General features: G+C 72.2%; 27 protein-coding genes and 1 pseudogene. 9 read left to right on the top strand and 19 right to left on the bottom strand.

Annotated elements, in window-relative coordinates; translation table 11 throughout:
* The first annotated feature begins 20 nt into the window (after window positions 1–20).
* The 3 genes from ACZ3YL_RS40605 (at window position 21) to ACZ3YL_RS40595 (ending at window position 3,475) form a co-directional block, all read left to right on the top strand.
* Window positions 21–929, top strand: coding sequence for a replication-relaxation family protein (locus tag ACZ3YL_RS40605; protein ID WP_465662704.1), 909 nt, complete (start codon window positions 21–23; stop codon window positions 927–929).
* 125 nt (window positions 930–1,054) lie between these two features.
* Window positions 1,055–2,425: an outer membrane protein assembly factor BamB family protein gene (locus ACZ3YL_RS40600; protein WP_465662702.1), complete on the top strand. Its 1,371-nt coding sequence runs from the start codon at window positions 1,055–1,057 to the stop codon at window positions 2,423–2,425.
* 459 nt (window positions 2,426–2,884) lie between these two features.
* On the top strand, window positions 2,885–3,475 hold the full coding sequence (locus tag ACZ3YL_RS40595; protein WP_465662700.1) for a hypothetical protein: 591 nt from the start codon (window positions 2,885–2,887) through the stop codon (window positions 3,473–3,475).
* Between the two features lie 107 nt (window positions 3,476–3,582).
* Here the strand turns inward: ACZ3YL_RS40595 and ACZ3YL_RS40590 are convergent, their stop codons facing one another.
* The 3 genes from ACZ3YL_RS40590 to ACZ3YL_RS40580 all read right to left on the bottom strand — a co-directional run bounded on the left by ACZ3YL_RS40590 (window position 3,583) and on the right by ACZ3YL_RS40580 (window position 5,098).
* On the bottom strand, window positions 3,583–4,467 hold the full coding sequence (locus ACZ3YL_RS40590; protein WP_465662698.1) for a hypothetical protein: 885 nt from the start codon (window positions 4,465–4,467) through the stop codon (window positions 3,583–3,585).
* Window positions 4,430–4,597 carry a hypothetical protein gene (locus ACZ3YL_RS40585; RefSeq protein WP_465662696.1) on the bottom strand — a complete coding sequence of 56 codons (168 nt, stop codon included), beginning with the start codon at window positions 4,595–4,597 and terminating at the stop codon, window positions 4,430–4,432. The genes ACZ3YL_RS40590 and ACZ3YL_RS40585 overlap by 38 nt, the downstream gene beginning before the upstream one ends.
* An 87-nt stretch (window positions 4,598–4,684) precedes the next feature.
* Window positions 4,685–5,098 carry a hypothetical protein gene (locus tag ACZ3YL_RS40580; RefSeq protein WP_465662694.1) on the bottom strand — a complete coding sequence of 138 codons (414 nt, stop codon included), beginning with the start codon at window positions 5,096–5,098 and terminating at the stop codon, window positions 4,685–4,687.
* Window positions 5,099–5,172: 74 nt separating this feature from the next.
* On the opposite strand from ACZ3YL_RS40580, the gene ACZ3YL_RS40575 reads away from it, so the two are divergent.
* Together ACZ3YL_RS40575 and ACZ3YL_RS40570 are read left to right on the top strand one after the other, a co-directional pair.
* Window positions 5,173–5,739, top strand: a complete 567-nt coding sequence (locus tag ACZ3YL_RS40575) for a hypothetical protein (RefSeq protein WP_465662692.1) — start codon at window positions 5,173–5,175, stop codon at window positions 5,737–5,739.
* A gap of 363 nt (window positions 5,740–6,102) precedes the next feature.
* Window positions 6,103–6,660 (top strand): NUDIX hydrolase, encoded by a 558-nt coding sequence (locus ACZ3YL_RS40570; protein ID WP_465662691.1) that lies wholly within the window; start codon window positions 6,103–6,105, stop codon window positions 6,658–6,660.
* Between the two features lie 151 nt (window positions 6,661–6,811).
* Here ACZ3YL_RS40570 and ACZ3YL_RS40565 read toward each other — a convergent pair whose 3' ends face one another.
* From ACZ3YL_RS40565 to ACZ3YL_RS40505, 13 genes are all read right to left on the bottom strand, one after another.
* Window positions 6,812–7,447 carry a mycothiol-dependent nitroreductase Rv2466c family protein gene (locus tag ACZ3YL_RS40565; RefSeq protein WP_465662690.1) on the bottom strand — a complete coding sequence of 212 codons (636 nt, stop codon included), beginning with the start codon at window positions 7,445–7,447 and terminating at the stop codon, window positions 6,812–6,814.
* A gap of 45 nt (window positions 7,448–7,492) precedes the next feature.
* Entirely contained in the window at window positions 7,493–8,152 is a 660-nt protein-coding gene (locus ACZ3YL_RS40560) for a 3'-5' exonuclease (protein ID WP_465662688.1), read from the bottom strand.
* Between the two features lie 98 nt (window positions 8,153–8,250).
* Window positions 8,251–9,216 carry a phosphoribosylaminoimidazolesuccinocarboxamide synthase gene (locus ACZ3YL_RS40555; RefSeq protein WP_465662686.1) on the bottom strand — a complete coding sequence of 322 codons (966 nt, stop codon included), beginning with the start codon at window positions 9,214–9,216 and terminating at the stop codon, window positions 8,251–8,253.
* A gap of 31 nt (window positions 9,217–9,247) precedes the next feature.
* On the bottom strand, window positions 9,248–9,967 hold the full coding sequence (locus ACZ3YL_RS40550) for an HAD family hydrolase (protein ID WP_465662684.1): 720 nt from the start codon (window positions 9,965–9,967) through the stop codon (window positions 9,248–9,250).
* The gene (locus ACZ3YL_RS40545; protein ID WP_465662682.1) at window positions 9,964–10,737 is read right to left on the bottom strand and encodes a nucleoside/nucleotide kinase family protein; all 774 of its coding nucleotides are present in this window, start codon (window positions 10,735–10,737) and stop codon (window positions 9,964–9,966) included. The genes ACZ3YL_RS40550 and ACZ3YL_RS40545 overlap by 4 nt, the downstream gene beginning before the upstream one ends.
* A 31-nt stretch (window positions 10,738–10,768) precedes the next feature.
* On the bottom strand, window positions 10,769–11,881 hold the full coding sequence (locus ACZ3YL_RS40540; protein ID WP_465662680.1) for a DegT/DnrJ/EryC1/StrS family aminotransferase: 1,113 nt from the start codon (window positions 11,879–11,881) through the stop codon (window positions 10,769–10,771).
* The gene (locus tag ACZ3YL_RS40535; protein ID WP_465662678.1) at window positions 11,878–12,942 is read right to left on the bottom strand and encodes a radical SAM protein; all 1,065 of its coding nucleotides are present in this window, start codon (window positions 12,940–12,942) and stop codon (window positions 11,878–11,880) included. Before ACZ3YL_RS40535 ends, ACZ3YL_RS40540 begins: the two co-directional genes overlap by 4 nt.
* Window positions 12,932–13,654, bottom strand: coding sequence for a nucleoside/nucleotide kinase family protein (locus tag ACZ3YL_RS40530; protein WP_465662676.1), 723 nt, complete (start codon window positions 13,652–13,654; stop codon window positions 12,932–12,934). The genes ACZ3YL_RS40535 and ACZ3YL_RS40530 overlap by 11 nt, the downstream gene beginning before the upstream one ends.
* On the bottom strand, window positions 13,651–14,469 hold the full coding sequence (locus ACZ3YL_RS40525; protein WP_465662675.1) for a class I SAM-dependent methyltransferase: 819 nt from the start codon (window positions 14,467–14,469) through the stop codon (window positions 13,651–13,653). Before ACZ3YL_RS40525 ends, ACZ3YL_RS40530 begins: the two co-directional genes overlap by 4 nt.
* Window positions 14,466–14,990: a phosphoribosyltransferase gene (locus ACZ3YL_RS40520; RefSeq protein ID WP_465662673.1), complete on the bottom strand. Its 525-nt coding sequence runs from the start codon at window positions 14,988–14,990 to the stop codon at window positions 14,466–14,468. Before ACZ3YL_RS40520 ends, ACZ3YL_RS40525 begins: the two co-directional genes overlap by 4 nt.
* Window positions 14,991–15,026: 36 nt before the next feature.
* Complete coding sequence (gene folE, locus ACZ3YL_RS40515; RefSeq protein ID WP_465662671.1) at window positions 15,027–15,647, bottom strand: GTP cyclohydrolase I; 621 nt, start codon at window positions 15,645–15,647, stop codon at window positions 15,027–15,029.
* Window positions 15,648–15,694: 47 nt separating this feature from the next.
* Window positions 15,695–16,414, bottom strand: coding sequence for a 7-carboxy-7-deazaguanine synthase QueE (locus tag ACZ3YL_RS40510; RefSeq protein ID WP_465662669.1), 720 nt, complete (start codon window positions 16,412–16,414; stop codon window positions 15,695–15,697).
* Entirely contained in the window at window positions 16,411–16,833 is a 423-nt protein-coding gene (locus tag ACZ3YL_RS40505; protein ID WP_465662667.1) for a 6-pyruvoyl trahydropterin synthase family protein, read from the bottom strand. The genes ACZ3YL_RS40510 and ACZ3YL_RS40505 overlap by 4 nt, the downstream gene beginning before the upstream one ends.
* Before the next feature lie 917 nt (window positions 16,834–17,750).
* Between ACZ3YL_RS40505 and ACZ3YL_RS40500 the strand changes: the two genes are divergently transcribed.
* The 3 genes from ACZ3YL_RS40500 to ACZ3YL_RS40490 all read left to right on the top strand — a co-directional run bounded on the left by ACZ3YL_RS40500 (window position 17,751) and on the right by ACZ3YL_RS40490 (window position 20,632).
* Complete coding sequence (locus ACZ3YL_RS40500) at window positions 17,751–19,049, top strand: hypothetical protein (protein WP_465662665.1); 1,299 nt, start codon at window positions 17,751–17,753, stop codon at window positions 19,047–19,049.
* A gap of 10 nt (window positions 19,050–19,059) precedes the next feature.
* On the top strand, window positions 19,060–19,614 hold the full coding sequence (locus tag ACZ3YL_RS40495; protein ID WP_465662663.1) for a GNAT family N-acetyltransferase: 555 nt from the start codon (window positions 19,060–19,062) through the stop codon (window positions 19,612–19,614).
* Between the two features lie 247 nt (window positions 19,615–19,861).
* Window positions 19,862–20,632, top strand: a complete 771-nt coding sequence (locus ACZ3YL_RS40490) for a transposase (RefSeq protein ID WP_465662661.1) — start codon at window positions 19,862–19,864, stop codon at window positions 20,630–20,632.
* Window positions 20,633–20,798: 166 nt separating this feature from the next.
* Here the strand turns inward: ACZ3YL_RS40490 and ACZ3YL_RS40485 are convergent.
* The 3 genes and pseudogenes from ACZ3YL_RS40485 to ACZ3YL_RS40475 all read right to left on the bottom strand — a co-directional run bounded on the left by ACZ3YL_RS40485 (window position 20,799) and on the right by ACZ3YL_RS40475 (window position 22,385).
* A pseudogene (locus ACZ3YL_RS40485) lies at window positions 20,799–21,730 on the bottom strand (IS5 family transposase).
* Window positions 21,731–22,020: 290 nt separating this feature from the next.
* The gene (locus tag ACZ3YL_RS40480) at window positions 22,021–22,158 is read right to left on the bottom strand and encodes a hypothetical protein (protein ID WP_465662660.1); all 138 of its coding nucleotides are present in this window, start codon (window positions 22,156–22,158) and stop codon (window positions 22,021–22,023) included.
* A 44-nt stretch (window positions 22,159–22,202) separates the two neighbouring features.
* Complete coding sequence (locus ACZ3YL_RS40475; protein WP_188309908.1) at window positions 22,203–22,385, bottom strand: restriction endonuclease fold toxin-2 domain-containing protein; 183 nt, start codon at window positions 22,383–22,385, stop codon at window positions 22,203–22,205.
* 344 nt (window positions 22,386–22,729) lie between these two features.
* Here ACZ3YL_RS40475 and ACZ3YL_RS40470 point away from each other — a divergent pair, with 344 nt between their 5' ends.
* Window positions 22,730–24,382 (top strand): Ig-like domain-containing protein, encoded by a 1,653-nt coding sequence (locus ACZ3YL_RS40470; RefSeq protein WP_465662658.1) that lies wholly within the window; start codon window positions 22,730–22,732, stop codon window positions 24,380–24,382.
* The last annotated feature ends 126 nt before the right edge of the window (window positions 24,383–24,508 follow it).

Below are 24,508 nucleotides of genomic sequence, written 5' to 3'. Positions count from 1 at the left end.
CGGACTGAGGGAGCACATTCGTGCACGGGGATCTGGAGACCGACCACGACGTTCTGGTCACGCTTCACCGCTTCACGCTGGCGACCGCCGAGCAGCTCCACCAGCTGCACGGCGGCACCGCCCTGATCAAGCAGACCCAGAAGCGGCTGACCCGCCTGCACGCCGATGGCTTGGCCGAGTTCGTGACCCTGCCGCAGGCCGGCCAGGCGAAGGCCTGGCACCTCACCGCCCAGGGCGCAGCGGTGGCGGCGACCTTCCCCGAGGCCCGTCGCCCGAGCGCCCAGGCACTGGACGGTGAGCAGCTCGCCGTGCGGCACGGGCGCGAGCACCTGCTCGACGTCGACCGGATCCACGCCGCCTTCGTCGCCGACGCCCGCACCCGTGGCGAGGCCTGCGGCCCGCTCGACCTCCTCCCCGCCCCGGAGCTGCCGGTCGAGGGCGGCAGTGTGTACCGGCCCGCCGCCGAACTCGTCCTCGTCTTGGGTGAAGGGGTGGGGTGCTGGGCGAGGGCGGCGTGCAGCGTCGCGCCTGCCTGCCAGGCCTCGGCGTGGACGACAGGCTCCGGCAGGTCACCGCCCGGGCGGGCGCCGAGGACGACCCGGCCGTCGACCAGGGCCACCCAGCCGTCCAGGCCGTCGACGTCGCGCTCCGTCCAGCCGCGGGCAAGTCCGGCGCCCTGGTGGAGAGTGCGGATTCCGTCGTGCCCGCTCCAGCGCAGCCACACCGAACCACGCACCAGCGGGGAGTCGAGGATCGGACGGCCCAGATCCCGGTCGGCGGGCGCGGGGCGGCTGCTGCCCGAGGCCAGTCACAACCGGTCGGGCGCGGCGGCGGGATCCGGGTCGGGGCGGGTGGTGTCGGTGGTCATCGTGCGGTGCCTCCGGAAGTCGGCCGTCCTTGGCGCCAGGTCGTCGAAGCCGACGCGGTAAGCACTGGTGCGCTCACTCGGGTGATGGACTCAGCAGGGCTGCGGAATGCGAGCCAAACCAAGGAAACGCCCTCGGACAGGTGACATATCCCCACGACCGGCACGCGGGCCGGGCACTGTCGGACCATGCCCCGCCTGCCCGCCCTCGTCGCGCTCCTGGCCCTGCTCCCGGGCTGCACACCCGGCGAACACCCCGGGCCGGTGGCCCCCACCGTGCTGATCCCGTCGGGTACCGCCGGTACGCCCACCCAACTGCCCGACCGCGACTGGCCGATGTACCACCGTGACCCGCTGCACACCGGCGTCGCCCCCGGCGTACCGCCGGCCGGGCCGCTGGGCCGGGCCTGGTCGGCCCGGCTGGACGGCGCGGTGTACGGCCAGCCGCTGGTGGTCGGCGACCGGGTGCTGGCGGCCACCCAGAACAACACCGTGTACGCCCTCGCCCTGGCGACCGGCGCGGTGCTGTGGAGTCGTCACCTGGGCGAGCCCGCCCGGTCCGCCGAGCTGCCGTGCGGCAACATCGACCCGCTCGGCATCACCGGCACGCCCGTGTACGACCCCGCCACCGGCCTGCTCCTCGCCGTCGCCGAGCTCACCGGCGGCCGGCACCTCCTCGCCGGGCTGGACGCGGCGACCGGCGAGCTGCGGCTCCAACGGGAGGTCGAGCCGCCGCGCGGCGACCCGATCGCCCACCAGCAGCGCTCGGCCCTCGCGCTGTGGCAGGGCCGGGTGGTGATCGCGTACGGCGGTCTGTTCGGCGACTGCGGCAACTACGTCGGCAGCGTGCTGTCGGTCCCCGTCACGGGTGGTGGCCCGATCCTTTCCTACGCCGTGCCGACCACCCGCCAGGGCGGCAGCTGGGCCTCCGGCGGACCGGTGGTGGACGGGGAGCAGCTGTACGTCTCGGTGGGCAACGGCGCGGCCACCGGCGGCCCGTACGACGGCTCCGACTCGGTGCTCGCGCTCTCCCCGCAGCTGGAGCGCACCGACTTCTTCGCCCCCGCCGACTGGGCCGCCGACAACGCCGACGACCTCGACCTCGGCGCGCTCGCCCCGGTGCGGGTCGGCCGCTTCGTGCTCGCCGTCGGCAAGCGCGGCACGGCCTATGCCTTGGACGCCGAGCACCTCGGCGGTATCGGTGGCCGGCTCGCCGAGGCCCCGCTCTGCCCGGCGTACGGTGGCGCGGCCGTGGCCGGCAGCACGGTGTACGTCCCGTGTGACACAGCGCTCGCCCAGCTCACCGTCACCGACGACGGCTCGCTGCACTCCGGCTGGCGGGTACCCCTGGGCGCCGCCGGCTCGCCGGTCATCGGCGGCGGCGCGGTCTGGGTCGCCGACTACGGGCGCGGGCGGCTCTACGCCCTCGATCCGGCCACCGGCCGGATCCTCCAGCAGACCGCCACCGACCCGCTCCCGCACTTCGCCTCCCCGGTGCTGACCGGCAACCGGATCCTGCTCGGCACCACCACCGGCGTCACGGCCTTCGACGGAGCCTGACACGACCGCCGCCGGCCAGGACGCCGACAACGTCGCGGCGCACGCTCGTCGTCGAGCCGTTCGGGTGGGCGGCACCAGTACGCCGTGCGATCGCCACTCGCGCCATCTCCACAGTTTTCAGTAGCCCGCTGCTCACAATGCTGCATAACGTCCCGGGCGTCGTCGGCCAGCCGCTCGCCCCTCGGCGGCCGCGACCGGCCTCCCAGCCGTCGCAAGGCGAGGAACGCCGCACCAGCGCCTGCCGACGGGTTTGGTGGTGACGGTCGCGTGACCGGTCGCGTTGCCGATAGCCTGGCGCCGGCGAGCTGAGCGCCCATCCCGTTGTCGTGCGCCTATGCCGCGCGAGTCCCGGGAGAAGGTCCTACGGGATCCATGCCTCCGGACTTCATGAACCGTCGGATCCTCTTCTTCACCGGCCGATGGCGTGGGCACACAGTGCCGGTCTCCGAGGAGACGATCGTGACCAAGCGCAACACCGACCAGCAGCGCGCCCGGGAGCTCCAGCAGGCCGAGGGCATCAGCTATCACGCGGCGCTCAACCGAGTGCGGGAGACGCGGGAGAGCCAGCCGGCCGGGCCGGAGATCAACTCCAGCGTGGTGCTGACCGAGTCCACCCTCATCGCTCTCGCATCGGCCGGGGGCGCGCGGTGCATGGCCTGCCACAAGCCCATGGACTTCGACGGCTGGGCGCTGCGCCTGGCCGACGTGAGCGGTCGCGGCTACTTCGACCCCGTCCTGTGCCTCGGCTGCGCCACGGCGATCGGCAAGGCCGTCGCCCACCTTCCCGCGCACCCGGCTCCGGACCCCGACGACCTGGACACCCTCTTCATCCCGGCCGGCGCCGACGGGACCGTGGCGTACCTCTCGCCGGACCGCGTCCACCTGCTGTGCCTGCGCCACCCCCCCGCAGCCCCGGCCGGTGAAGAGGACCGGTACGAGCCCGTCACAGCGGAAGACCTCCAGGCCCTCGGCACCGGATTCCGCCCGGGCGGCGGCGGGCACCACTGCAGCATCTGCAACCTGCACGTCCTGGAGGTCTTGGACGCCTGACGGGCCCCGGGCCCGGACGCCAGGAGCGGGCCCGGCCTCCCGGCCCGGGGCCTGTCACACCCGTCCGGACGCACCTTCCGCCGCCCGCCCGGCAGGCCAAGGGTCTGTCAGAACTGCCTGCGGCGCACCCTGGTGCGGGCGGGCTGGGCCTGGTCAGTACCGCGCAGCGCGAAGGCCGCGGCGCGGGTGCGCTCCAGCCAGCTCATGACCCGGCGCAGCGTGGCGGGGTCGAGGTGGTGGGTGAGGTCGCGGACGGCCTGGTGGTCGGCGTCGGTGAGCGCGTGGAGGCCGGCGCGGTCGAGGGCGGTGTAGAGGGACTGGGCGGCGGTGCCGGCGAGGCGGCGGTGGGCCAGGTCGGTGGTCTGGCGGGCCTGGTGGGCGGCCTCGCGGGCGCATTCGGCGACGTCCTGCTGGTGGCGGTCACGGCGCAGCGCCTGCTGGAGGGCGGTGTCGTGGTCGGGGTCGTAGCGCTCGGCCCGGGTTTCGGCGGTGTGGTCGCGGACGCGCTGCCACTCGGCGCAGGTGTCGGCCGCGGTGGCGAAGGCGGCCTCGTCTCCGGCGTCGGCGTGGCGGTCGGCGGCGCGCTCGTCGTCCCGGGCCCGGTGCAGGGCCTGCTGGAGGTTCTCCAGGGTCATCCCGGCCGCCCGGCGGCGGACCCGGCTGCGGACGCCGCCGAGCAGCCCGTGCTCCTGGTCGTCGGGATCGTCCTCGCCCTCCTCGGCGAACGGGTCGTACTGGTCGGCGTTGGCGGGGTGCTGGGCGAGGGCGGCGTGCAGCGTCGCGCCGGCCTCCCATGCCTCGGCGTGCACGACGGGCTCCGTCACGGCGAGGCCCGGGCGGGCGCTGCGGACGATCCGGCCCTCGACCAGGGCCACCCAGCCGTCCAGGCCGTCGACGTCCTTCTCCACCCAGCCGCGGGCCAGGTCCGCGCCGTGGTGAAGGGTGCGGATGCCGTCATGCCGGGTCCAGCGCAGCCACATCGAGCCGCGCACCGGCGGGGAGTCGAGGATCGGTCGGCCCAGGTCCCGGTCGGCGGGCGCGGGCCGGCTGCTGCACAGCGGCCAGCTCCAGCCGTTCGGGCGCGGCGGCGCGGGCCGGGTCGGGGCGGGTGGTGTCGGTCATCGCGCGGTGCCTTTCGGAAGTCAGGAACGAGGTACGGGCGGCCGTCCCGGCCTGCTGGGCCGAGACGGCTGGGTCTTGCGGGGAGGGTCAGCCGGTGACGGTCTCGGCGTGCCGGGTGAGCGCGTCCAGGAGCGCGGCCTGGTGGTCGGTCAGCTTGCCGTCAGTGCGGGCCCCCGCCTGCTTGCGCAGCCACGTGCCGGGCCGGAACGCGGGGTCGGCCTCGCCGCCGGTGCGTTCGCTGCGTCGGTCAGGGTGCCGCCGGCGGCGAGGTAGGCAAGCAGGCGACGGTAGGAGCGGTTCTTGAGGCTGCCGCACTGGAACTGAACGGGTCGGGCGCCTCCGGACTGCGCCGAAGCCCCGGTCCGCGGCCGACAGCCCGATCGAGACACCCGTTCGACCGACACTCTTCACGTTCGGCCGCCAGAAGTGCACCCGGCCCAGCCGCGGCGGGTCGAACGGCTCGAACGCGGCTGGCCAGTCCGTCAGGTCGGTGCTGCTCACCGCGGATCCTCGCTCTCTGCGCCGACGACGACGCCATGCTGTCCTGACCGAGCGTCAGCAGACTCCGGCGTCGCATGCTTCACCCGACCGATCCGCAGACACCGCCCGAGGAGGCCGAACACCGCCCCCACCACCACCTGGTGGTGGTGCGCCAGCAGGCCAACAGCGTGCGCACGTCGCGGGTGCCGCACTGGTCGATGCCGGTGGGTGAGGCGGTGCCCATGCTGAGCCGGGCGCGGCTGCGGAGAACCGGGGACGAGGCCTGCCGGTACTGGGGGGCGGCCTCGCTGCTCGCGTTGCGCCTGATCTCCCGGGGGCGGATTGACGTGGCGGTGACCGAGTCGGGCTACGACACCTGGCGGTGCGCGCCGCTGACGGACCAGGAGCGGGAAGAGCTCGCTGCGCTCGCGCGGGCGATGCCGCCGACTGCCCACGCGGTCCCTTTCCAGGAGTCCTACAGCGGGCGACCTCTGCTGCCCGAACGGCTGTTCCTGCTCCAGGCCTACCTGGACGCGGTGGCGGACGCCTTCGCCCGCACCCCCGAGGGCCCCGAGCGTGCCGGGACGCCGGGACGCCGGTCTTCACCGCGCTGCCGGCTCAGCATGTGCCGCAACTCGCCGTGCACAGCAGCTGGGTGGTGACTAGGGCCTTGTGCTTCGGACAAGCGACTCTGTGTGGTGGAGTTGTACGTCGTGGTGAGTGCGATCGGAACTCCCTCTCAGGAGTGACAGTGGGGATCGTCCGCCAGCGGTACGGTGAGTCGGGTCGGCTGGAACGTGCAGCGGCACACCTCCTCGGGGTGGTGCGCCCTGGTTCCGTGCCAGGCACTCGATCAGGCGAGAGCGATCCGGGCGGGCATTGGTCCGTACCCGGCTCGATCAGGCTTGTATAGTTCGGCCCTCGTACGCCACGCCCCGCTGGAGCTGATGTGCACGTGCTCGCTGTCCGTATCCGAGCAGTTGGTCGGTGGGAGTTCCTCTCCCTGGTGGGATCAGGGGTGAACCGTGGCCATCAGTGATGCCACCATCGCGGAGACGCTGTCGTCGTACCTCGAACGGTTCCCGGCCGAGGCCGAAGCGTTGGCTGAGCCGGTGCGGCTCCTTGGCGAGGGTTCCGGGTTCGCGTCCCGACGCAGCTTCCCGATGCATGTGACGGTCGGCGCGCTCCTCGTCTGCGGTTCCGAGGTTCTGCTCATCGACCACCTTGCCTACGGGATCACGTTGCAGCCGGGCGGCCATCTTGAGCCGACCGACGCCACGTTGCCCGAGGCCGCGCTGCGTGAGCTGACGGAGGAGACCGGCATCGACGAGCGCAAGATCGTGGCGCTGTCGCCGGTGCCGGTCTACGTCGAATACGGCCTGGTGCCGGCGCGGCCCGAGAAGGACGAGCCGGAGCACTACCACCTGGACATCGGGTACGCCTTCTCGACGGAGCGCACCGAGATCGGGCTCATCCAGGAGACAGAGGTGACCGGCGCGGCCTGGTACTCGGTGGACCTGGCCGTGAGCCTGGTCGGCGAGCGCATCGCTCGGGCGGTCGGCGTACCGGCCCAAGTTCTCTGAGACGGGGGTGACGTTCCGGCGCCCTGGCCGTACCCGGTTCCGCGGGGTGGCCCGTGGTGCGGGCGGAGGGCTCCGAGCGGCCGTCCGCACCGCCGCTCGGCGGCGTCCCTTATCTGGCGCTGGGGCGGCGGAGGGTTCGCTGCGGCCTTGCTCACTCGAAGATCGGCTTGGAGTCCCGGGTCCGCTTGAGTTCGAAGAAGCCGTCCGTTGCCGCAACCAGGGCCAGGCCGTCCCAGAGTTTCCCGGCGGCCTCACCACGGGGGGCTTTGCTGAGTACGGGGCCGAACAGGGCGGTGCCGGAGATGCGGACGACGGGGGTGCCGACGTCGAGGCCGACCTCGTCGAATGCCTCGTGGTGGGAGGCGATGATGAGTGGGTCGAAGTCGGTGCTGGTGGCGGCTGCGGCCAGGGCGGCGGGAACGTTCGTCTCGGCGAGTGCTTCGGGGATCACGGTGGGGTCGTCGCGGCGGCGTTGGTTGTGCAGTCGGGTGCCGATGGCGGTGTACAGCGGGCCGAGGACCTGGGGGCCGGCGTGCTCGGCGGCGGCGGCGCACACCCGCACCGAGCCCCAGGCGCTCTCCATCAGCGCCCGGTAGTCGTCGCTGAGGCCCTCGCCCTCGCGCTGGACCAGGTTGAGGTAGGCCAGCGACATGATCCGCCAGTCGGCGCGGACCGAGCGGACCTTCTCGACTTCCAGCAGCCAGCGCGAGGTCACCCACGCCCACGGGCACAGCGGGTCGAACCAGAAGGGCACCTCGACGCAAGGCTGCTCCTCGACGTGCGGCATCGGGCGAGCACCGTCCTTTCTCGGATCGGTCGTATGGGTGACGTGTCAGGCGTCGAATAGCCCCGCCTGGACCGGCTGGTTGGCCTTGGCGGTGCGCCCTGCGGTCCTGACCAGGGTCGCAAGGCTGTCCAGGCGCGGGTCGCGGTCGGCGGCAGCGACGAGGTGGAGGAAGAGCCGCGCGGTGACCTCGACGTCGGCGGGCGCCCGGTGGCGGTCCGGCGGATGCGGGATGCCGAAGTGCGCCATAAGCGTGTCGAGCTTGTAGTTCGGCAGGCCAGGCGCGAGGTGCTTGGCCAGCGGGATGGTGTCGATGAGGTTGGTGCGGGCCAGCGTCGGGCAGTGCTCGGCCTGGTGGTGGATGACGTTCGCCTCGGTGGCGGCGTGCTGGGCCACCAGCAGGTAGGGGGTGCCGGGGGTGAGGCGGCGGTCCAGGGCGCCGAGAGCCTGGGCCGGGGTGGGAGCATTGGCGAGCTGCTCGGCAGTCAGGCCGGTCTGGGCGGTGTCGGCGGGAGTCACTGGTGCGAACGCGGGCGGCCGGATCAGGGATGTGCTGCGGCCGGTCAACGTCCAGGCGCCATCGCGCAGGCGCAGGGCGAGCGCCGCGACCTCGATGGGCTGGGCCGGATGGCCGGAGGGGGTCGTCGTCTCGAAGTCGATGACCACGAACGTCGTCGCCCGGAAGCCCGAATCGTCGGTCAGAGCCATGTGTTCACCAATCCCTCGACTTCCTCGGCTGTTGTCTGCCAAGCAAGGTCCCGCACCCGGAACTAGCATGCCCCCGCGATCGCCGGTCCAGGGCCCGATCACTCGTCGGTGAGGGCGAGGACGGCCCGGGTCGCGGCTACCATGCCGGGCGCGTTCCAGCGACGCTCACCCGTCCAGGTCTCGCACAGGGCCCGGTACAGGTCGGTCATCACGGGGACGAACGTGGGCGGCAGGGATGCGGGTCGGGGCCACTGCCTGCGGGGGACGCCGTCGGCGATCAGCCGGCCGACGGGAACCTCGTTGCCGGAGCGCACGTACCAGTCGCGCAGGATCTGCTTGCCGCAGTGCACGCCGTCGAACATCAGGCGGCTCTCGTCCGGGGTGCCGGGGCTGTCGGCGAGCACCAGTTCCTGATCGCCCGTCACTAGGTACTCGGTCTTGCCGTCGCAGTGGTTCACGCCGACGCTGGTCGCGTGGTCGGTCAGCACGGTGTTGACGGTGGCGGTGGTCTCGCGTAGGGCGCGGAAGAGGAGGTCGTCGAGACCGGAGAGGTACTGGGCGTCGGCGGGGGTGAGGAAGCGGTTGACCGGCTCGCGGGTCGTCGCGTACTCGATGGTCGGCCGCGGGAGCCGCTCGCCGACGGCGGGAACCGCGTCGAGGCCGATGTCGGCAGGGCTCAGGTCGCCGGAGGCCAGCCGCCGGTGGACGGAGCTCCCGGGTGGGAGCTCGTTGCGGAAGAGGACCTGTAGTGGCAGGAGGTAGTTGCCCGACTGCGGGGTGGGTGGGTGGTCGAGCGTCTCCGGGAGGCGGGCGAGGGTGACCTCGATCCGGTTCGGGGCGCTCTGGCGGCGGAAGTGCGTGCGCACGCCGGCCGCCTCCAGCAGCTCGAAGTTGAAGACCGCCATGCGGCAGGCGGCTTCGCCCTTGCCGGGGATCGGGTCGGGCATCGGGCCGTAGTGGAAGACGCTGTAGTGGTCGGTGTACTCGAACTCGCCGACGCCTTCGCTCGTGGCGGTCGGCCGTCGCAAGACGGTCAGATTCTTGGTCGAGTGCAGGACGGGCATGGTGCTCCTTGGGACGGACGGCGTGGTGCCGTCACCGGATCGGGTCGTGGGCCGGGAGCGGTCCTGCGGCGTCGGTGGACCGGGATGCGCAGTCCCAGAGCCCCGCCTGGGCCCTGCTCACCGGGGCCAGGTGAGCCCTGGCCATGGTGATCACCCGCATGCCCGCCGCGCGGGCGGCGGCGACCCCGTCGGGCGCGTCGTCGACCACCAGGCAGCGCCCCGGCGCGATACCCAGCTGGCGGGCGGCGGTGAGGAACAGTTCCGGGTCCGGCTTGCCGCGGGCGGCGTCCTCGCGCGCGACGACGGCCGCGAATGCTCCGCGCAGGCCCAGCGCGTCAAGTCCCGGGCCGACGAGCTGCCGACTGGCGCCGGAGGCCACGGCGCACGGCAGGCCGGCGGCCTGCGCCTGTCGGAGGAGTTCCACGGTGCACGCGATGGGCGTGATCGTGTGGACCTCGGCCAGCAGGTGGGCGCGGCTGCGCGCGATGACCTCATCGTGGGGCAGCGCCCGGCCGCCGGGCAGCACCGACAGCAGGTCGCGGATGGACAGCCCGATGTGCTGGGCGTACCAGGTGGGGTCGAGAACGACGCCGTAGGGCTGAAGGGCGGCGCGCAGGGCGTCCTCATGTCCTTGCCGGGTGTCGGCGAGGGTGCCGTCGAAGTCGAGGATCACGGCCCCGGTGCCCTTGTCGAGTGCGGGCACGCAGCCGCACCCGGCCGGGCAGGACGGCTCCTGGCTCTCCGTGCTCATGCCACGGCCGCGGTGGCGGGGCACCGGTGGCAGCACAGGCACGCGGCGGCGGCGCCCTGCCAGGGCTCGGGCAGGCATTCCAGATCGCCGCCGGCGTCGCGGATCCAGGTGCGGATCCGGTCGGCTGCTTCGTACTCGTCGACGTGGCGGCGGTCCACGACCCGGTAGCGGACGGGATCGGTGGCGGCGAGACGTTCGAAGAGATCGGACGCCTCGCGCATGAACCGGGCCTGCTCGTTGGTGAAGACACACCGGTCGCGCCGCTGGGCGCGGGCGAGTGCTTCGCAGGGGTCGTCGGTGACGAGGATGGTGAGATCGGGCAGCGGCCGCCAGGAGGCGGCGAGGTCCAGCAGATCCATCGCCGTGCGCAGGGCGGCGTCCGGGTCGTCGGGGTGTAGGAGCAGGGCCTGGCACACGGCGGTGGTGTCCACGCTGCGGCCTTCGACGACAGCCCGGCCGCGGACCAGGTCGGGCAGGACGGTGTCCAGGTCGTGCCGCTTGATGGCCATCAGGAGCAGAGCCTCGGCCATCGGGGTGCCGCCGCGCAGGAACGGGTCGCCGATGCTGGCCTGGCGCAGCGCGCCCAGCAGCGCCTCACCGAGGCCCGGGCGCCCGTCGGCGCGCTGGGAGAACTCGTCGAGCATCACCGGCTTGTCGTCGAAGGCCTCGACGGCGCGATTGGTGAGGTAGGTCTTGCCGACTCCGTTGAGGCCCTCGGCGGAGATCAGCGGGCCGCGGCGGCAACGGGGGCGTTGCGGTGTGGTCGTCATGCTGCGGTGTCCGTTCGGGGAGGGTGTGCGGTCAGCCGCTCCATGCGGCGCTCTCGCGGGTGATGACGGCGGCGTAGCGGTCGAGGACCGCTTCGTCGTCGCGGTCGGTCAGGACGACTGCCAGGGTGCGCTCCAGGATCTGAGCGGCACCGCGGCACGGCGGCCGGCGGCTCGGGGTGAACATGGGGCGCGTGTCGCACGGCACCAGGTGGAAGGTGCCGGTGGAGTTCGGCACGCCGCCGTGGGCGAGGTGCTCGGCGAACGCGCGCGGGCGTGGAAGGCCGATCGTCAGGAGCGGGGAATAGTGGTTCCACGTCTCGTCGGTGGCCGGCCGGATCGGGGTGAGGCCGCGGGCGTCGGCCAAGGCGTGTAGCAGGTACGTGCTCTGGGCGCGGCGGCGCTCCAGCAGAGCCGGGAGGCGGTGCAGGTTGGCGTTGGCGAGCGCGGCGAGAGGCTCGGCCAGGCGGGCGTTGACCGCGAGCTGCTGCTGGGGGTGGCTGCCGGGCGGCGGCGTGAGCCAGTGCCCGCGGAAGGCCCTGGCCCGGGCGGCGAGGTCGGGGTCGTCGGTCAGGACGAAGCCGCCCTCCCCGCTCCAGAGGATCTTGCCGTCCTTCATGCTGAAACACCCGGCGGTGCCGGCCGTGCCGGCCGCGATGCCGGCGCGCGAGGTCCCGGCGGCCTGTGCGGCGTCCTCGACCACGGCCAGTCCGAAGCGGGAGGCGAAGGCGGCCAGAGCGGCCGGGTCGCCCATCCGTCCCCACAGGTGCACCGGGACGATCGCCCGGGTCCTGTCCGTGACCTTGGCGGCGGCGTCGGCGTAGTCCAGGTCGAGCGTGGCGGGGTCGCTGTCGACGAACACCGGGGTAGCGCCGAGCTGGACGACAGGCGCGGCGGTCATGACGACGGTGAGCGCCGGCAGCAGGACCTCGTCGCCCGGTTGGACGCCGGCCGCGAACAGCGCGGCGTGCAGCGCCGCGGTCCCGGAGTTCACCGCGATCGCGTACCGGCTGCCGGACACGCCGCTCAGGTCGTGCTCGAACCGGTCGGCGTACGCGGCGCAGGCCGGGTCGGGCATTGCGGCCAGCGCCGCCAGCACACCGGCGCCGAGAGCTTCCGCTGCGGGCAGTGGGGGCAGTGCGCTCACGTCCCCTCCCGGCCCAGGAGGCGGGGCATGCCGAGCACGAGCGGCCCCATGTTGACGCAGTCCCGGGAGAAGTGGGAGCAGTCCGTGCACACCGGACGGTCGGCGAAAAGGGTTCGCGCCTCGGTTCCGACGATCGTGCGCCGTGCCGCGGGCTCTGTCGTGGCGATCCGCCGGTCGGAGGGGCAGTCCCACACCGTGCCGTCGGGCTGGACGAAGAACAGCTGCGCCCCGCCGAAGCAGTGCTCGATGCGGCCGCTGTCCTGGGTGGCGATCGAGGCGAGGAACTGCCGGATGTAGGCGGTCCCGGGCAGGGTGAGGCCGCCGGGGTCCTGCTGGAGGCACATCAGCTGCTCTTCCACCGCGGGCACGTCGGCGGCGGTGTGGCAGCGCTCGTCGAAGAGCTTGTGGTCGGGGGGCAGGGAGATGGGCTGCGGGACGTAGTAGTCGACGCCGATCTCGGCGGCGAGGCGGGCGACGTCGGTGATCTCCTGGGGGCGCTCGCGGATGATGACGGTGTAGATGCCGACGCGGGGGCCTGCTCCATCGCCCCGCTCCTCCAGGAGGGTGCGGATGCCGGCCAGGACCACGCGGTGGCCGACGCGGCCGGAGCGGGAGGGCCGCAGTTGGTCGTTGACGGCCGCGTCCGCGCTGTCGAGGGACACCGAGACGCCGTCGACGCCGAGTTCGACGAGCCTGCGGGCGATGCCGGGCCGGGTGAGGGGCACGCCGTTGGTGGCGATGACGACCTCGCACCCGGCGTCCTTGATCGTCTTGATCAGGCTGAAGGTGGGCAGCCAGTCCAGCGGCTCGCCGCCGGCGAGGACGACCCGTTCGACCGGCGAGTCGGCCAGGCTGCGTGCAAATGCCTCCAGCGCGGCATGGTCGAGGTCGCGCACGGGGACGTGGGAGAGCATCCCCAACTTCTTGGGCGGGGCCGCCTTGTCCAGGTCCAGCTCGCCGAAGTAACAGTGCGGGCAGCCGAAGCTGCACGGGGAGCGCAGGGCCCACAGCAGGGTGATGTCCCGCTCGTTCGGCGGCCGGGTCTCGGTGTCAGGCCACACGGGCGGCCTCCCGGCGGGCCTCGACGGTGCGCACGGCGTCCTCGACGGCCTTGGCGGTCTCCTCGGGGCCGTGGCCGGTCACGTCGAGCAGTGTGTACCGGTCCGGTTCGGCGGCGGCGAGCTGCCGGTAGAGTCGGCCGGTGTGCTCGATCACGGCCTGGGCGTCGGGCGGGATGGCGCGGCCGATGCGGGTGGCGAAGCGGGCCGTGCACACGTCGGTGTCGCCGACCAGCAGCACCGTGGCGTCGGGCATGGACCGCCACCGGCGGGCGGTGGCCAGGATCCGCTCGGCGATCGCCAGGGCGAGCGTGGCCGGGGACTGGGCGTGCAGGATCGCCGCCTGGCACACGGCCACGCTGTCCACGCCGCGGTCCTCCAGGACGACCTCCACTCCGTCCGGCAGGCTGGCGGCCAGGCGCTCGGACTCGCGGAACTTCAGCGCGAGCAGCGCCAGCGTCTCCGCGACCGGGTGCCCGGTGCGCAGGCACACGTCGCCGGTCGCGGCGAGGGCGGCGATGACCTGTCCGGGCAGGGAGTCGGCCCGCTGGTCGGTCAGCTCGTCCAGGCGCAGGCACCGCGGGCCGAGCGCTGTGGCCACCGCGCGCGCCGCAGTGGTCTTCCCGACCCCGTTGACGCCCTCGACGCTCACCCACAGCGGCCGGTCCGCCCCGCCGGGGGCGCGGCGGGCCCGGGGAACGGCGGCGGTGCTCATGCCGGCCTCCGGCACACGAACAGCAGCTCGGTCGCCCGGTCGGGCACGGCCACGGACGACACAGTGTCCAGCAGCGCCTTCGGCACCCGGGCGGCCAGGTGGTGGTACCAGTCGACCGCGCCGCTGCCGTAGCGCTCGGAGAGCTCGGCGGCGGCCTCGTCCGGGGCGGGCGGCAGCAGCCCGATCACGTCGTCGACGACCAGGCCGGCGTCCGCGGCGGCGCGCATGACCTCCTCGCGCGACCACTCGTAGACGTGCACCCGGTACTGGAGCGGTCGCGGTGGGGGCCCGAACGCCTGCGGTGTGGACAGGTACAGCACGCCGCCGGGGGCGAGTGCGGCGCCGGTGGCGGCCAGGCTTTTGACGCCGAGTTCGTAGGGCAGGTGCTCCAGCGCGGAGGTGTAGATCGCGACGTCGAACTGCGGCAGGTCCGGCCAGGGCTCGGACACGTCGCACTGCACGAAGTCGACGGGGAACGGGGTGCCGTAGTGCCCGCGCAGGGCCTCTAGCCGGGTGCGGGCCTCGGCGAGGTTGTCCGGGCTGATGTCGAGGCCGACATAGCGGGCGATCTTCGGGGCGTAGCGGTGCAGCAGCGGCAGGGCCAGGCCGCGTCCGCAGCACACGTCCAGGACGTTGGCGTCCTGCGGGCACCGCTCGGCGGCGATGAGGTGCTGCATCAGGTTCATCAGCCCCGACGGCTTCGCTTCGCCCAGTGCGAGCGCGCTGTAGAAGTCGTCCATCTGGTTGGTGCTGTACACGCCGATCATCGGGGTGCCGGGCCGGGTGCGGTGCTGGTCGGTCAGTTCGGTGGTCATGCTGTCCCTTCCCAGGGGAAGACGATCCAGGTGTCGTAGAGGGCGGCGATGTGGTCGATGGCGTCCGCGGGCTGGGCGTCCTGCTCCCAGTTGGCCCGGTTCACGGCGAGGACCGCGGTACGCAGGCGTGCGGTGCCGAGGTCGCGGAGCATGTCCGCGGTGTGGGCGAGGGTCACGCCGGAGCCGGCGATGTCGTCGACGAGGAGCACGTCCAGGCCCCACAGGTCGCCGAGCGAGGCGGGGTTGTTGACGTCCGGCAGCGGGTTCTTGTCCGCGTTGATGATGTCGCCGGTGGTGCGGACGACCTCGATGCTGCGCATGTCGCGGATTTTGAGGCGGTGGGCGAGCCATACGGCCGGGACCATGCCCCCGCGCATGATGCCCACCACGGCCTGCGGCGGCCCCCCGGCCATCACCCGCTCGGCGAGGACCTGCACGGCGGAGCCGATGTCGTCCCAGGTCAGGTAGCGGGGGGTGGGCGGGGCGGCCTCGTGCGCGGGCTCTGTCGGTGGCGTGGCCATCGGATGCACCTCCTTGGTAGGTGGGCGGCTGGCCGATCAGGCCGCGCGGCCCCGGGCGGCGATGGTGAGAAATTGCTGGCCGAGCACGGGGTCGCTCCCGAAGCGCCCCTGGATGCGCACGGTCGTGGTGCGGGCGTCCTCCATCCGCACGCCGCGCATGCTCATGCACAGGTGCAGGCCCTCGACGTACACGGCGATGTCCTCGCTACCGACCACCGCGGCGAGGTGGTCGGCGACCTGCGTGGTGAAGCGTTCCTGGACCTGGAGCCGGCCGGCGTAGTGCTGCGCGATCCGGCCGAACTTCGACAGGCCGACCACCTCCGTTGCCGGCACGTAGGCGGCGGCGACCCGCAGGTTCATCGGCAGGAGGTGGTGCTCGCACAGCGACCAGACGCTGACGCCGTCTACGAGGACCATCTGGCCCTCCAGGTACGGCTCGGGGAAGCACGTCGCGTTCGCAGGCTCGGGCGACAGGAAGGAGGACCACCAGGCGGCGGCCCGCTTCGGGGTGTCGAGCAGGCCTTCGCGGGCGGGGTCTTCGCCGAGCGCGACCAGGAGGTCGGCGACCAGGGACTCGACGCGGGCGGGGTCGACCCTCGAGCTGGGCAGGGCCGGTCCGAGGGCGGTCGGGCTGTCGGCGAGGTCGGTACTCGTCATGGTGCGTCCTCATCTCGGAACGGGGCGGTGGTGCGTAGGCGGGCGGCTCAGCGGCCGCTGGCGTTCTCGAACGCGAGGGTGTGCAGGCGGGTGGTCAGGTACCACCGGCGCGCGGCGACCTGGTCGGCGATGGCGCGGGTCGTGGCGATGACGGTCTCCGCGGTCGTGCCCTCCGGCATGACCCACACCGGGGCGAGCTGGTGTTCCTCGACGAGGTCGGCGATCCGGTCGAGGTCGTCCGGCCGCGTGGCGACGAACTTGAACGCCGCCCGGCCGCTGGCGGTGAACGCGGCGAGCGCCGCCGGGACGATGCTGCGGCTCTCGTCCGCGCCGAAGCTCTCCAGCTTCGGGGAGACGTTGAACCGGATGCCGTCGACCAGCAGCTCGGGGTCGGGCCCGATGGTGCCGTTGGTCTCGAACTCGATCCGCCGGCCGGCCGCGAGCAGCTCGCGCACCAGGGGCAGCAGTCGCTGCTGCTGGATCAGCGGCTCACCGCCGGTGATCACGATCAGTTCAACCGGCGAGGAGAGCGCCCACCGCAGCAGCTCCGCCACCCTTTCCCGCGTCGATACCTTGCTCGGGTCGAACTGGCTCCAGTCCCACGTCTGCTTGGTGTCGCACCGCGTGCAGGTCAGGTTGCAGCGTGAAAGGCGGATGAACAGGGCCGGCTGGCCACAGCTGGGCCCCTCCCCCTGGAAGGTGGGCACCTCGACGCCGAAGCGCTCGGCCACCAGCACCTCGTCACCGTGCCGTGTCGGCCCGCTCACCGAGCGGCCACCTCGAAGCGGGCCCAGCTACTCCCGGTCTCGCGGACCTGGACGGCGGCCAGGCGCCCCGGGATGCCGGGCTGCACGTGCTGGACGAACCACCCGGCCAGGTACTGGGCGAGGAGCTCGGAGGTGGCCTCGACGGGCAGGATCTCGTGCAGGTTGCGGTGGTCCAGCTCACCGTCCAGGAAGGCCTTGAAGGGCTTGAGGTCGGCGAAGTCGGTGACGAAGCCCGGAGGGATGAGCGCGTCCGCGACCAGCTCGACCTCGACGGTGTAGCTGTGCCCGTGCTGGCGGGAGCACTGGTGCTCGGGCGGCAGCCCCATCAGCCGGTGGCCGGCCTCGAAGGTGAACGACTTGCCGATGCGGAACACGCCGGGCGGCATCCCGACTGCGGGCAGGGCGGTGGACAGGGTCATCATCTCCTCGGGAAGGGCGGCACTTGGCCGCGTGGAACAGCGCCCGGGAAGGCCGGGCCGTTCGGGCTGGTCGTGGTCCGGCCGGTCGGGCAGCCCTCGGTAATCGGGCGCCGCTTCGGCTCTCGACCTGGCGGAGGACTATCTGACACCCGATCAGGTGGACTGGGCGGGGCACGATAGGTGGGCAAGTTACGGGCACCGAGTAGGCTCATTGCCCTTCGCGGCCGTCCAATTGAGGGGGCAGGGCGATGGAGAACACGGTCTTACAGCAGGCCAGGGGCGTCCGGGGCTGGACCCAGGAGAAGGTGGCCGCCCTCGTACAGGCATGGTGCCGAGAGGACCTCGGCGGTGGGGTCGGCTCGGCTCGACTCCGCCATCACCGAGACGTGCGCCGCGGCCGTGTGAGGCGGCAAGGCGAGCAGAGCGACGCGCCGTTGGGTGTTGAGCATCGGTCCTCCTGATCATGGAACGGCGCCGGAATCCAGAGCAGTGCTCGGCAGCACTGGAGTGAGCAGCAGCGGCGTGCGCGAGCCCGGCGACAGCGCTGGACAGCGAATTGCGACCTGGTGAGCACCTCCGTGGAGATAGGACGGGGACGGCCTTGGCCGTCCTGGCCGAGGGGCCGCCCACAGGGCGAGGCACGGCCGGCAGGTAGGGGCTCATAGCCAGTCCGGCGGCCACCGCGCATGGAGCGCGCGGGGCCTGACGAGGACTCACCAGCAGTACGGGTCTCCGGACCGCTGGTGGATCCAGGGAACCGGAGGCGGTGGCGATGAAGCGATGTCAGACGGCCGGAAATTTGGATGAAGAACGCGGCGTCATCCGAATTTCCAGTGCGGCGACCCTGTCGCGGAGAGTTCCCGCATCGCTACCGTCTGGGTGTAGGCAAGGTGCCCGGGGGTTCCGAGGAGGCGGTCATGGGCCAGCCGAACAGCACGTTCCGCAGGCTCCGCGAGGTTGAGTGGGACAGGAGCCGCATCGAGGCTGCCGAGTTCCTGGTGTCCGAATCGGTCAAGCTCGGTGACCCGGTTCTCCTGGTAGCCCGGACGATCGCGACCTGGGAGGACGGCGACACTGCCTGGCCGCAGGCCCGGTACCGCCGCCTGCTGCACCGGGTGACCGGCCGCACAGCTGAGGAGCTCGGCTTTACCTCTCCCGGCCGCCGGGCAAGAACCAAGGCGGCGCCGGACGCCGACGAACGATGCACCGATGGAGAGGACGACATGCGCCGACGCAGCATCCTCCTGGGCGCCGGGGCGGCCGTGCTCGCCGTCACCGCCTCGGCCCCCGGCACCTCCCGTCCGGCCCTGGGCCGCGACCACCTCGACGAACTCGCGCAAACCGAGCAGCAGCTGTACGCCGAAGATCGCGACCACGGCTCCGCCGACCTCGCGGAGAAGGCCGCCACTGCGCTCCACACCGCCCACACCTGGCTCGCAGACGGCCGCTACAGCGAAGACCTGGGCCGCGAGCTCCACACCGCCACCGGCATGCTCTCGGTGGCCGCCGGCTGGCTCGCACTCGACGCCGAACGTCCTTCCGACGCCCGCTCCCTCTACACCGAGGCCCTCGCCAGCGCCCGCCAGGCCGATGACCGAGGCCTGGAAGCCCACGCCTGGGCCTGCCTGTCCCTACTGGCCCACGCCACCGGCCGGCCGCGGGAAGCCGTCACGAATGCTCAGGTGGCGCAGCGCGCGGCCACCGGACTCGGCTCACCACGCTGGCTGTCCCTGCTCGCGGTGCGTGAGGCCCGCGGCTGGGCCCTCCAGGGCGACCGCTCTCTCACCGAACAGGCCCTGGTTCGGGCGTACGACCTCTACGCCAAGGGGCCCCGCGACTGCGACCCGGACTGGCTCTCCTTCTTCGTCCCGGCCGAACTGGCCGGACTGGAGTCCCTGTGCCGGGCCGACCTCGGCCAGCACGACCGCGCCGCAGCCGGCGCCGAGCAGACCGTGATGCTCTTCGCCGACGGCCACCCGCGCAACCGCGCCCTGTACACCGCCGACATCGCCGCCCACCACGCACGCAGGGCCAAGCCGGACCTCGACGCCGCCGTCGACGCAGGCCACCGCACCCTGGCCTACCTGCCCGACGTCCGTTCCGGACGTCTCGTCCGCTCGCTGCGCGACCTCGCCAGCACCCTGCGCGCGCACCGGACCGTGCCATGCGTCGCCGACTACCTGGACGCCCACCGCGCCGCCGTTCCCGCAGCCTGAAAGGCCCCCCATGAACACGCCTGCCACGCCGCTCGTCGTCCGGCGCTACGGTCCCAGCGACGCCGCCATCCTGCTCGACACCCTGGCCGACGTCTGGGCCGAGGCCCACGCCAGCCACGACGACGTCGCCCGCGCCGGGTTCACCCCCGACTCCCTGCGCCGCCAGATCAGCGGGCACGCCCGACACGAGGAGTTCACCCTCATCGCCGCCTTCGCGGCCGGGCAGATCGTCGGCTTCGGCTACGGCTTCCGCTGCTCCCCCGCCTACTGGTACGGCGAACAGCTCCTGCCCGCCATCACCCCCGCCGCGCGCGACACCGATTCCCTCGCCGGCATCTGCGAACTTGCCGTCCGCCCCAGCTGGCAGGGCCAAGGTGTCGGCACCCGCCTCCATACCGCGCTGCTGGAGGTCCTGCGCACCGAATGGGTGTCACTGCTCGCCCTGCCGGGCAACGACCCAGCCCGGCGGCTCTATGATCGCCTGGGCTACCAGTACGCTGGCCCCTACCGTCCTGGCCCGGACGGACCCGTGCTCGACCTCCTTCTGCTCCGGACATCCGCATGACTGGCCCCGTCCCGACATCTCGGAGCGCCAACCCCACCGCGTCCGGGGAGCAGCATGACCGCCGACCCGAAGTGGCTCCACCCCCGCTGGCCGACCGAACTCCCCACCCCTCGGCTGTTGCTGCGTCGCGGACCGCTGGCACCTGTGGCACAACCTCAGCGAGGCGGCCGAGCGGGCCGTCGCCCGCCACCGGCAGTTCCTCCGTGTGGTAACTCCAGCTCCATGTCCGGCCGTTACCACCGAATCCGTGCTCCAAGAAGAGAACGCGGACCAGCCGTGGCCGACGGGCTTCCGCTTCGCCGACCGCACCCAGGCCCGGCACGCCGCAGTGCACGCCCTGCTGGCTGCGGGCCACAGTCGGCGCGCCGTCCAACGGCAGCTCGGCATGACCTACCGCACGGTCAAGGCGCTGGCCGACGCCGCGACCCCGGAGGATCTCTTCCAAGGCCAGTGGCAGAACCGGCCGTCTGTCCTTGACGACTTCAAGCCCTACCTCGATGACCGCTGGAGCGAGGGCTGCACCAACGCCTGGAAGCTCTGGGAGGAGATCGTCCCGCTCGGCTACAAGGGCAGCTACCAGCGCGTCCGGGCCTATATCCGACTCAAACGCACCTCGCCGCAGCCGGTGACCGCACCGCCGCCATCGCCCCGCACCGTCGCCAGCTGGATTCTCCGCCGGCCCACGGCACTGTCCGAGGCCGAACAGCTCCAGCTCAAGACCGTCCTGTCCCACTGCCCCGAGCTCGACGCCCTGACCCGGCACGTCCGCTCCTTCGCCGACATGCTCACCGATCGCCAGGGCGAGCGGCTCCCGGAATCGCTCGACGCGGTCCGCCAGGACGACCTGCCCAGCCTCCACACCCTCGCCGCCGGCATCGACCGCGACCGTGCCGCCGTCATCGCAGGGCTCACCCTCCCCTGGAACTCCGGCGTCGTCGAAGGCCACGTCGACCGGATCAAGATGCTCAAGCGCCAGATGTTCGGCCGCGCGGGTTTCGCGCTCCTACCTGTTGACTGAACTGTGGGTGGCGTTTCTGCAGGTCAGTGACCTTGTGGTGGATTCGTCGTTGGTCTGGCCGTGGAAGCATCGAGAGACCTGGCGGCTCTGGCCGTGCCCCTCGTCGGCGAGTTGGTGGCCACAGATGACCCGTGGGAGCCGTACCGGCTAGGAGCTGTCCGGTCGATCATGTGCGGAGCCAGATGACGAGGGCAGCCGCGGTGACGGTGCCGAGGTAGACATAGCCTCGTTTGTCGTAGCGGGTTGCGACCGCTCGGGCGTGCTTGAGCTTGTTGATGGCCCGTTCGACGGTGTTGCGCTTCTTGTACCGCTCCTCGTCGAAGCCCGGCGGCCGCCCTCCGCGTGAGCCTTTGCGCAAGCGGGCGTCCCGGCTGTCGGTCTTCTCCGGGATCGTGTGCCGGATGCCGCGCCTGCGCAGGTAGTCGCGGCACGGCCCGTTGCTGTAGGCCTTGTCGGCGGCCACGCTGTCCGGCTTCTTCCGAGGTCTGCCCGGACCGGTCCGCGGAACACGGATCTTCTCCAGCACCGCCTCGAACTGCGTGCAGTCCGCCCGCTGCCCCGCCGTGAGGACCAGGGACAGCGGGCGGCAGCGGCCGTCCGCGCTCAAATGGACCTTGGTGGTGAACCCGCCGCGCGAGCGGCCCAGGCCCTCGCCTCCTCCACCACCTCCGCCAGGCGGCCGACGAGGCTCTGCCACGGCGTCTCGTCCTGGTGTTCCCCTGGCCCATCCCCCTTTGAAGCAAGAGCTGGCGGCGGATCTGTACGGGCACCGGCCGCGTGCTGGTGGGCCCTCACGCTCGTGGAGTCGACCGAGACGCCCCAGTCGATGTCGCCCGCCGCGTCCGCTTGCGCCTGGACCTGCTGGAACAGGCGCTCCCACGTTCCGTCGGCCGACCACAGCCGGTGGCGTTCGTAGACCGTCTTCCACGGCCCGAACCGCTCGGGCAGGTCACGCCAGTGCACGCCGGTCCGCACCCGGTGAAGGATCCCGTCGATCACCTGCCGGTGGTCCCGCCACCGGCCACAACGCCTGTTGCTGACCGGCAGGAACGGCCGCAGCCGTTCCCACTCGGCATCCGTCAGATCGCCCCGCCCCATGACCGGACCAACGACCAAGGCCGGCGATAGTCACATGATCGACCGGACAGCGCCTAGACGGGAAAGCTGTCAACGAACGCGTCCAGGCCGCCAGCCAGGTCGAGGGGTTGCAGGTCGGCGTCGTAGTCGATCCACCAGACCACCGGCACGGTGGGCGCGAGTTCTCGCAGCACGGCGTAGAGGACGGTGAGCGGGGCCGAGTGCGGTTCCCGGTCCTCGAACGAGAAGGCGCCGTGTCGCAGGTTGTACGACAGCTCCGCCCACTGGCCGGGCGCGGCTTCGACGTGGATCTACAGGAAGTTCTCGAAGGCTCCGCTCACGGTCGCGTCCGGCCAGTGCCTGCGGACGCAGTCCTTGACCTGTTCGCCGGTGAAGGTCCAGGGCCCGGCGTGCTCGCGGTCGGCGCTGACGTAGAAGGTGGATCCCACGGGGCTGTTCTCGATTCTCTCGGTGCTGTGGCTCGTGTCCGTGGTCAGGGCTCGATGCGGACGCGTCCTTTGACGCCCTGGGCGGTCATCAGGCCCTGGAAGTAGGAGCTGGCCTTCGCGTCGTTGGTGATCAGTTCGAGGTGGTTGACCTTGTTGCGGGGGTCCTTCAGGGCGGAGGCGTACTTCTCCAGCTTCTTCGACTCGCCGTCCATCGTGTTCTCGTACACGAAGTCGAAGACACCGTCGGCGTTGTCGAGGCGGAACGGCGACTTGCAGCTCTTCTGCTGGCCGATGTGCCGGGTGGGCGGGGGGACCGCCGGGGTGATTCGGCGGTGTGTCGGATCGGTTGCCGGCCGGGGGCCGGGCTGTGTGATTCAGGGTGGCGGAAGACCATGCCCTGCCGGGCATTCCCTTTTCCGCCTTCTGGGAGTAGATCGTGACTTTCTCGCTGTCGGTTGCCGGTGGCCGGCCAGGGTCGGGTGTGAGCGGGTACCGCACCGGTTGGGCGGGCCACCGTGGACGGGCGCTGGCCGTTGCGGCTGGCATGCTCTGTGCCGCCGGTATCACCCCGGTGGCGCTGTCCGGGACCGCCCACGCGCAGGGCACCTGTACGACCTCCGGTAACACCACCACCTGTACGTTCGCCTTCACCGGCGCCGAGCAGACGTTCACCGTCCCGGGCGGCGTCACGCAGGTCGACGTCACGGCGATCGGCGCGGCCGGCGGCCTGCAGGGGGTCGGTGCTGTGGTGAGCGGCGGCCGTGGCGCTCAGGTGTCGGGCACTCTTACCGGACTGTCCGGCGGACAGACGCTCTACGTCGAAGTCGGCGGCACCGCCACCAACGACGGATCCTGTTACCCGTTCTCGCTGTGCACCGGCGGCTTCAACGGAGGCGGCAACACTCACTTCGGCGGCGGCGGAGGTGGAGCCTCCGACATCCGCACCCAATCCCGCACCGTCCCCCTCACCACCACCGACTCCCGCCTCATCGTGGCCGCGGGCGGTGGTGGAGCCGGTGAAGCCGGTACGGGCGGCTGCCCGGGAAGCCCGGGTGGGGATGCCGGCCAGCCGGGCGCAAACGGGGCTTGCAGCGGAGGAACCGGCGGCGGGGCGGGCACGGCCACCCAAGGCGGCGCCGGCGGCGCCGGGGGCGGCGGGACACCGTCCGGTACATCCGGCACACTCGGCACCGGCGGCAACGGCGGCCAGAACACCGGCGGAGGAGGCGGCGCCGGCTACTACGGCGGAGGCGGCGGCGGCAACATCAACCCCCTGACCAACCCGTTCGGAAGTGCGGGCGGCGGAGGCGGTGGCTCGTCCCTCGTCCCCACCGGCGGCACCGGCCCCACGGTGACCAGCACCGCCGCGAGCATCACCATCAGCTACACCACCCAGCCCACGGTGACGACCACGCTCACGACCTCGCCGAACCCGTCGCTGTTCGGGCACCCGGTCACGCTCACCGACACCGTCTGCCCCACCGGCGGCTCCACCGCGACCCCGACCGGCACCGTCACCTTCGCCGACGCCGGCGCCACCCTCGGCACCGCCCCACTGTCCCCCGGCGGAGGCGACCACTGTGCCCAGGCCCAGCTGACCTGGTCGAACCTGCTGCCCGGCAGCCACACCCTGACCGCCCAGTACAGCGGCGACACCACCTACCCGGCCCCCGCGCTGGAGAGCGCCACCCAGACGGTCAACTGCACCCGCACCGTCACCGGCTCCGTGGCCAGCGTCGTCGCCACCGGTGAGAGCACCTGCGTCCTCAACGCCACCGTCCACGGCAACGTCGCAGCCGGCCCGGGCACCGCCCTGTTCATGGGCAACTCCACCGTCCAAGGCGACATCGCCTCCTCCGGCTCCACCCTGATCGGCGTGTGCGGCACCACCGCCACCGGCTCCCTCGCCGTCTACGGCGCCAGCGGGTTCGTCGTCATCGGTGATCCCGGCGACGACCACTGCGCCGCCAACCAGATCAACCAGAAGGTGGCGCTCAGCAACAACACCGGCGGCCTGGAACTCGTCGGCAACCACATCGGCCAAAGCGTGGCGGTCTTCGGCAACACCGGCACCGGCCCCTTCCCCGAGGACAACCGCCCCGAGATCGAAGGCAACACCATCGGCGGCTCCCTGGCCTGCTTCGGCAACACCCCGCCCCCCACCAACGACGGCCACCCCAACACCGTCACCGGCGCCCGCGCGGGCCAGTGCAGCACCCTCTAACCCACCTGGCCCGGAATCCCGCCCCCGGGTAAGTGGCTGTTGTCTTTCCGGGCTTGAGGACTGCGTTCTCGCTGGTCAGGCATAGGTTCGCCAGCCTCGTGGGAGTGGTGACGTGTCGTGTCGTCA

This window comes from Kitasatospora sp. NPDC023176 (assembly GCF_055560495.1).
Note: the sequence above shows the minus strand (reverse complement) of the source record. Positions and strands in the feature narration are given on the sequence as shown.

Excerpts from the sequence above, each read along its gene's own strand:
- ACZ3YL_RS40600 (WP_465662702.1), top strand. The coding sequence starts at position 1,055 with ATGCCCCGCCTGCCCGCCCTCGTCGCGCTCCTGGCCCTGCTCCCGGGC.
- ACZ3YL_RS40585 (WP_465662696.1), bottom strand. The coding sequence starts at position 4,597 with ATGACCGACACCACCCGCCCCGACCCGGCCCGCGCCGCCGCGCCCGAA.
- ACZ3YL_RS40575 (WP_465662692.1), top strand. The coding sequence starts at position 5,173 with ATGCTTCACCCGACCGATCCGCAGACACCGCCCGAGGAGGCCGAACAC.
- ACZ3YL_RS40565 (WP_465662690.1), bottom strand. The coding sequence starts at position 7,447 with ATGCCGCACGTCGAGGAGCAGCCTTGCGTCGAGGTGCCCTTCTGGTTC.
- ACZ3YL_RS40560 (WP_465662688.1), bottom strand. The coding sequence starts at position 8,152 with ATGGCTCTGACCGACGATTCGGGCTTCCGGGCGACGACGTTCGTGGTC.
- ACZ3YL_RS40555 (WP_465662686.1), bottom strand. The coding sequence starts at position 9,216 with ATGCCCGTCCTGCACTCGACCAAGAATCTGACCGTCTTGCGACGGCCG.
- ACZ3YL_RS40550 (WP_465662684.1), bottom strand. The coding sequence starts at position 9,967 with ATGAGCACGGAGAGCCAGGAGCCGTCCTGCCCGGCCGGGTGCGGCTGC.
- ACZ3YL_RS40545 (WP_465662682.1), bottom strand. The coding sequence starts at position 10,737 with ATGACGACCACACCGCAACGCCCCCGTTGCCGCCGCGGCCCGCTGATC.
- ACZ3YL_RS40530 (WP_465662676.1), bottom strand. The coding sequence starts at position 13,654 with ATGAGCACCGCCGCCGTTCCCCGGGCCCGCCGCGCCCCCGGCGGGGCG.
- ACZ3YL_RS40525 (WP_465662675.1), bottom strand. The coding sequence starts at position 14,469 with ATGACCACCGAACTGACCGACCAGCACCGCACCCGGCCCGGCACCCCG.
- ACZ3YL_RS40520 (WP_465662673.1), bottom strand. The coding sequence starts at position 14,990 with ATGGCCACGCCACCGACAGAGCCCGCGCACGAGGCCGCCCCGCCCACC.
- folE (WP_465662671.1), bottom strand. The coding sequence starts at position 15,647 with ATGACGAGTACCGACCTCGCCGACAGCCCGACCGCCCTCGGACCGGCC.
- ACZ3YL_RS40505 (WP_465662667.1), bottom strand. The coding sequence starts at position 16,833 with ATGACCCTGTCCACCGCCCTGCCCGCAGTCGGGATGCCGCCCGGCGTG.
- ACZ3YL_RS40500 (WP_465662665.1), top strand. The coding sequence starts at position 17,751 with ATGGGCCAGCCGAACAGCACGTTCCGCAGGCTCCGCGAGGTTGAGTGG.
- ACZ3YL_RS40495 (WP_465662663.1), top strand. The coding sequence starts at position 19,060 with ATGAACACGCCTGCCACGCCGCTCGTCGTCCGGCGCTACGGTCCCAGC.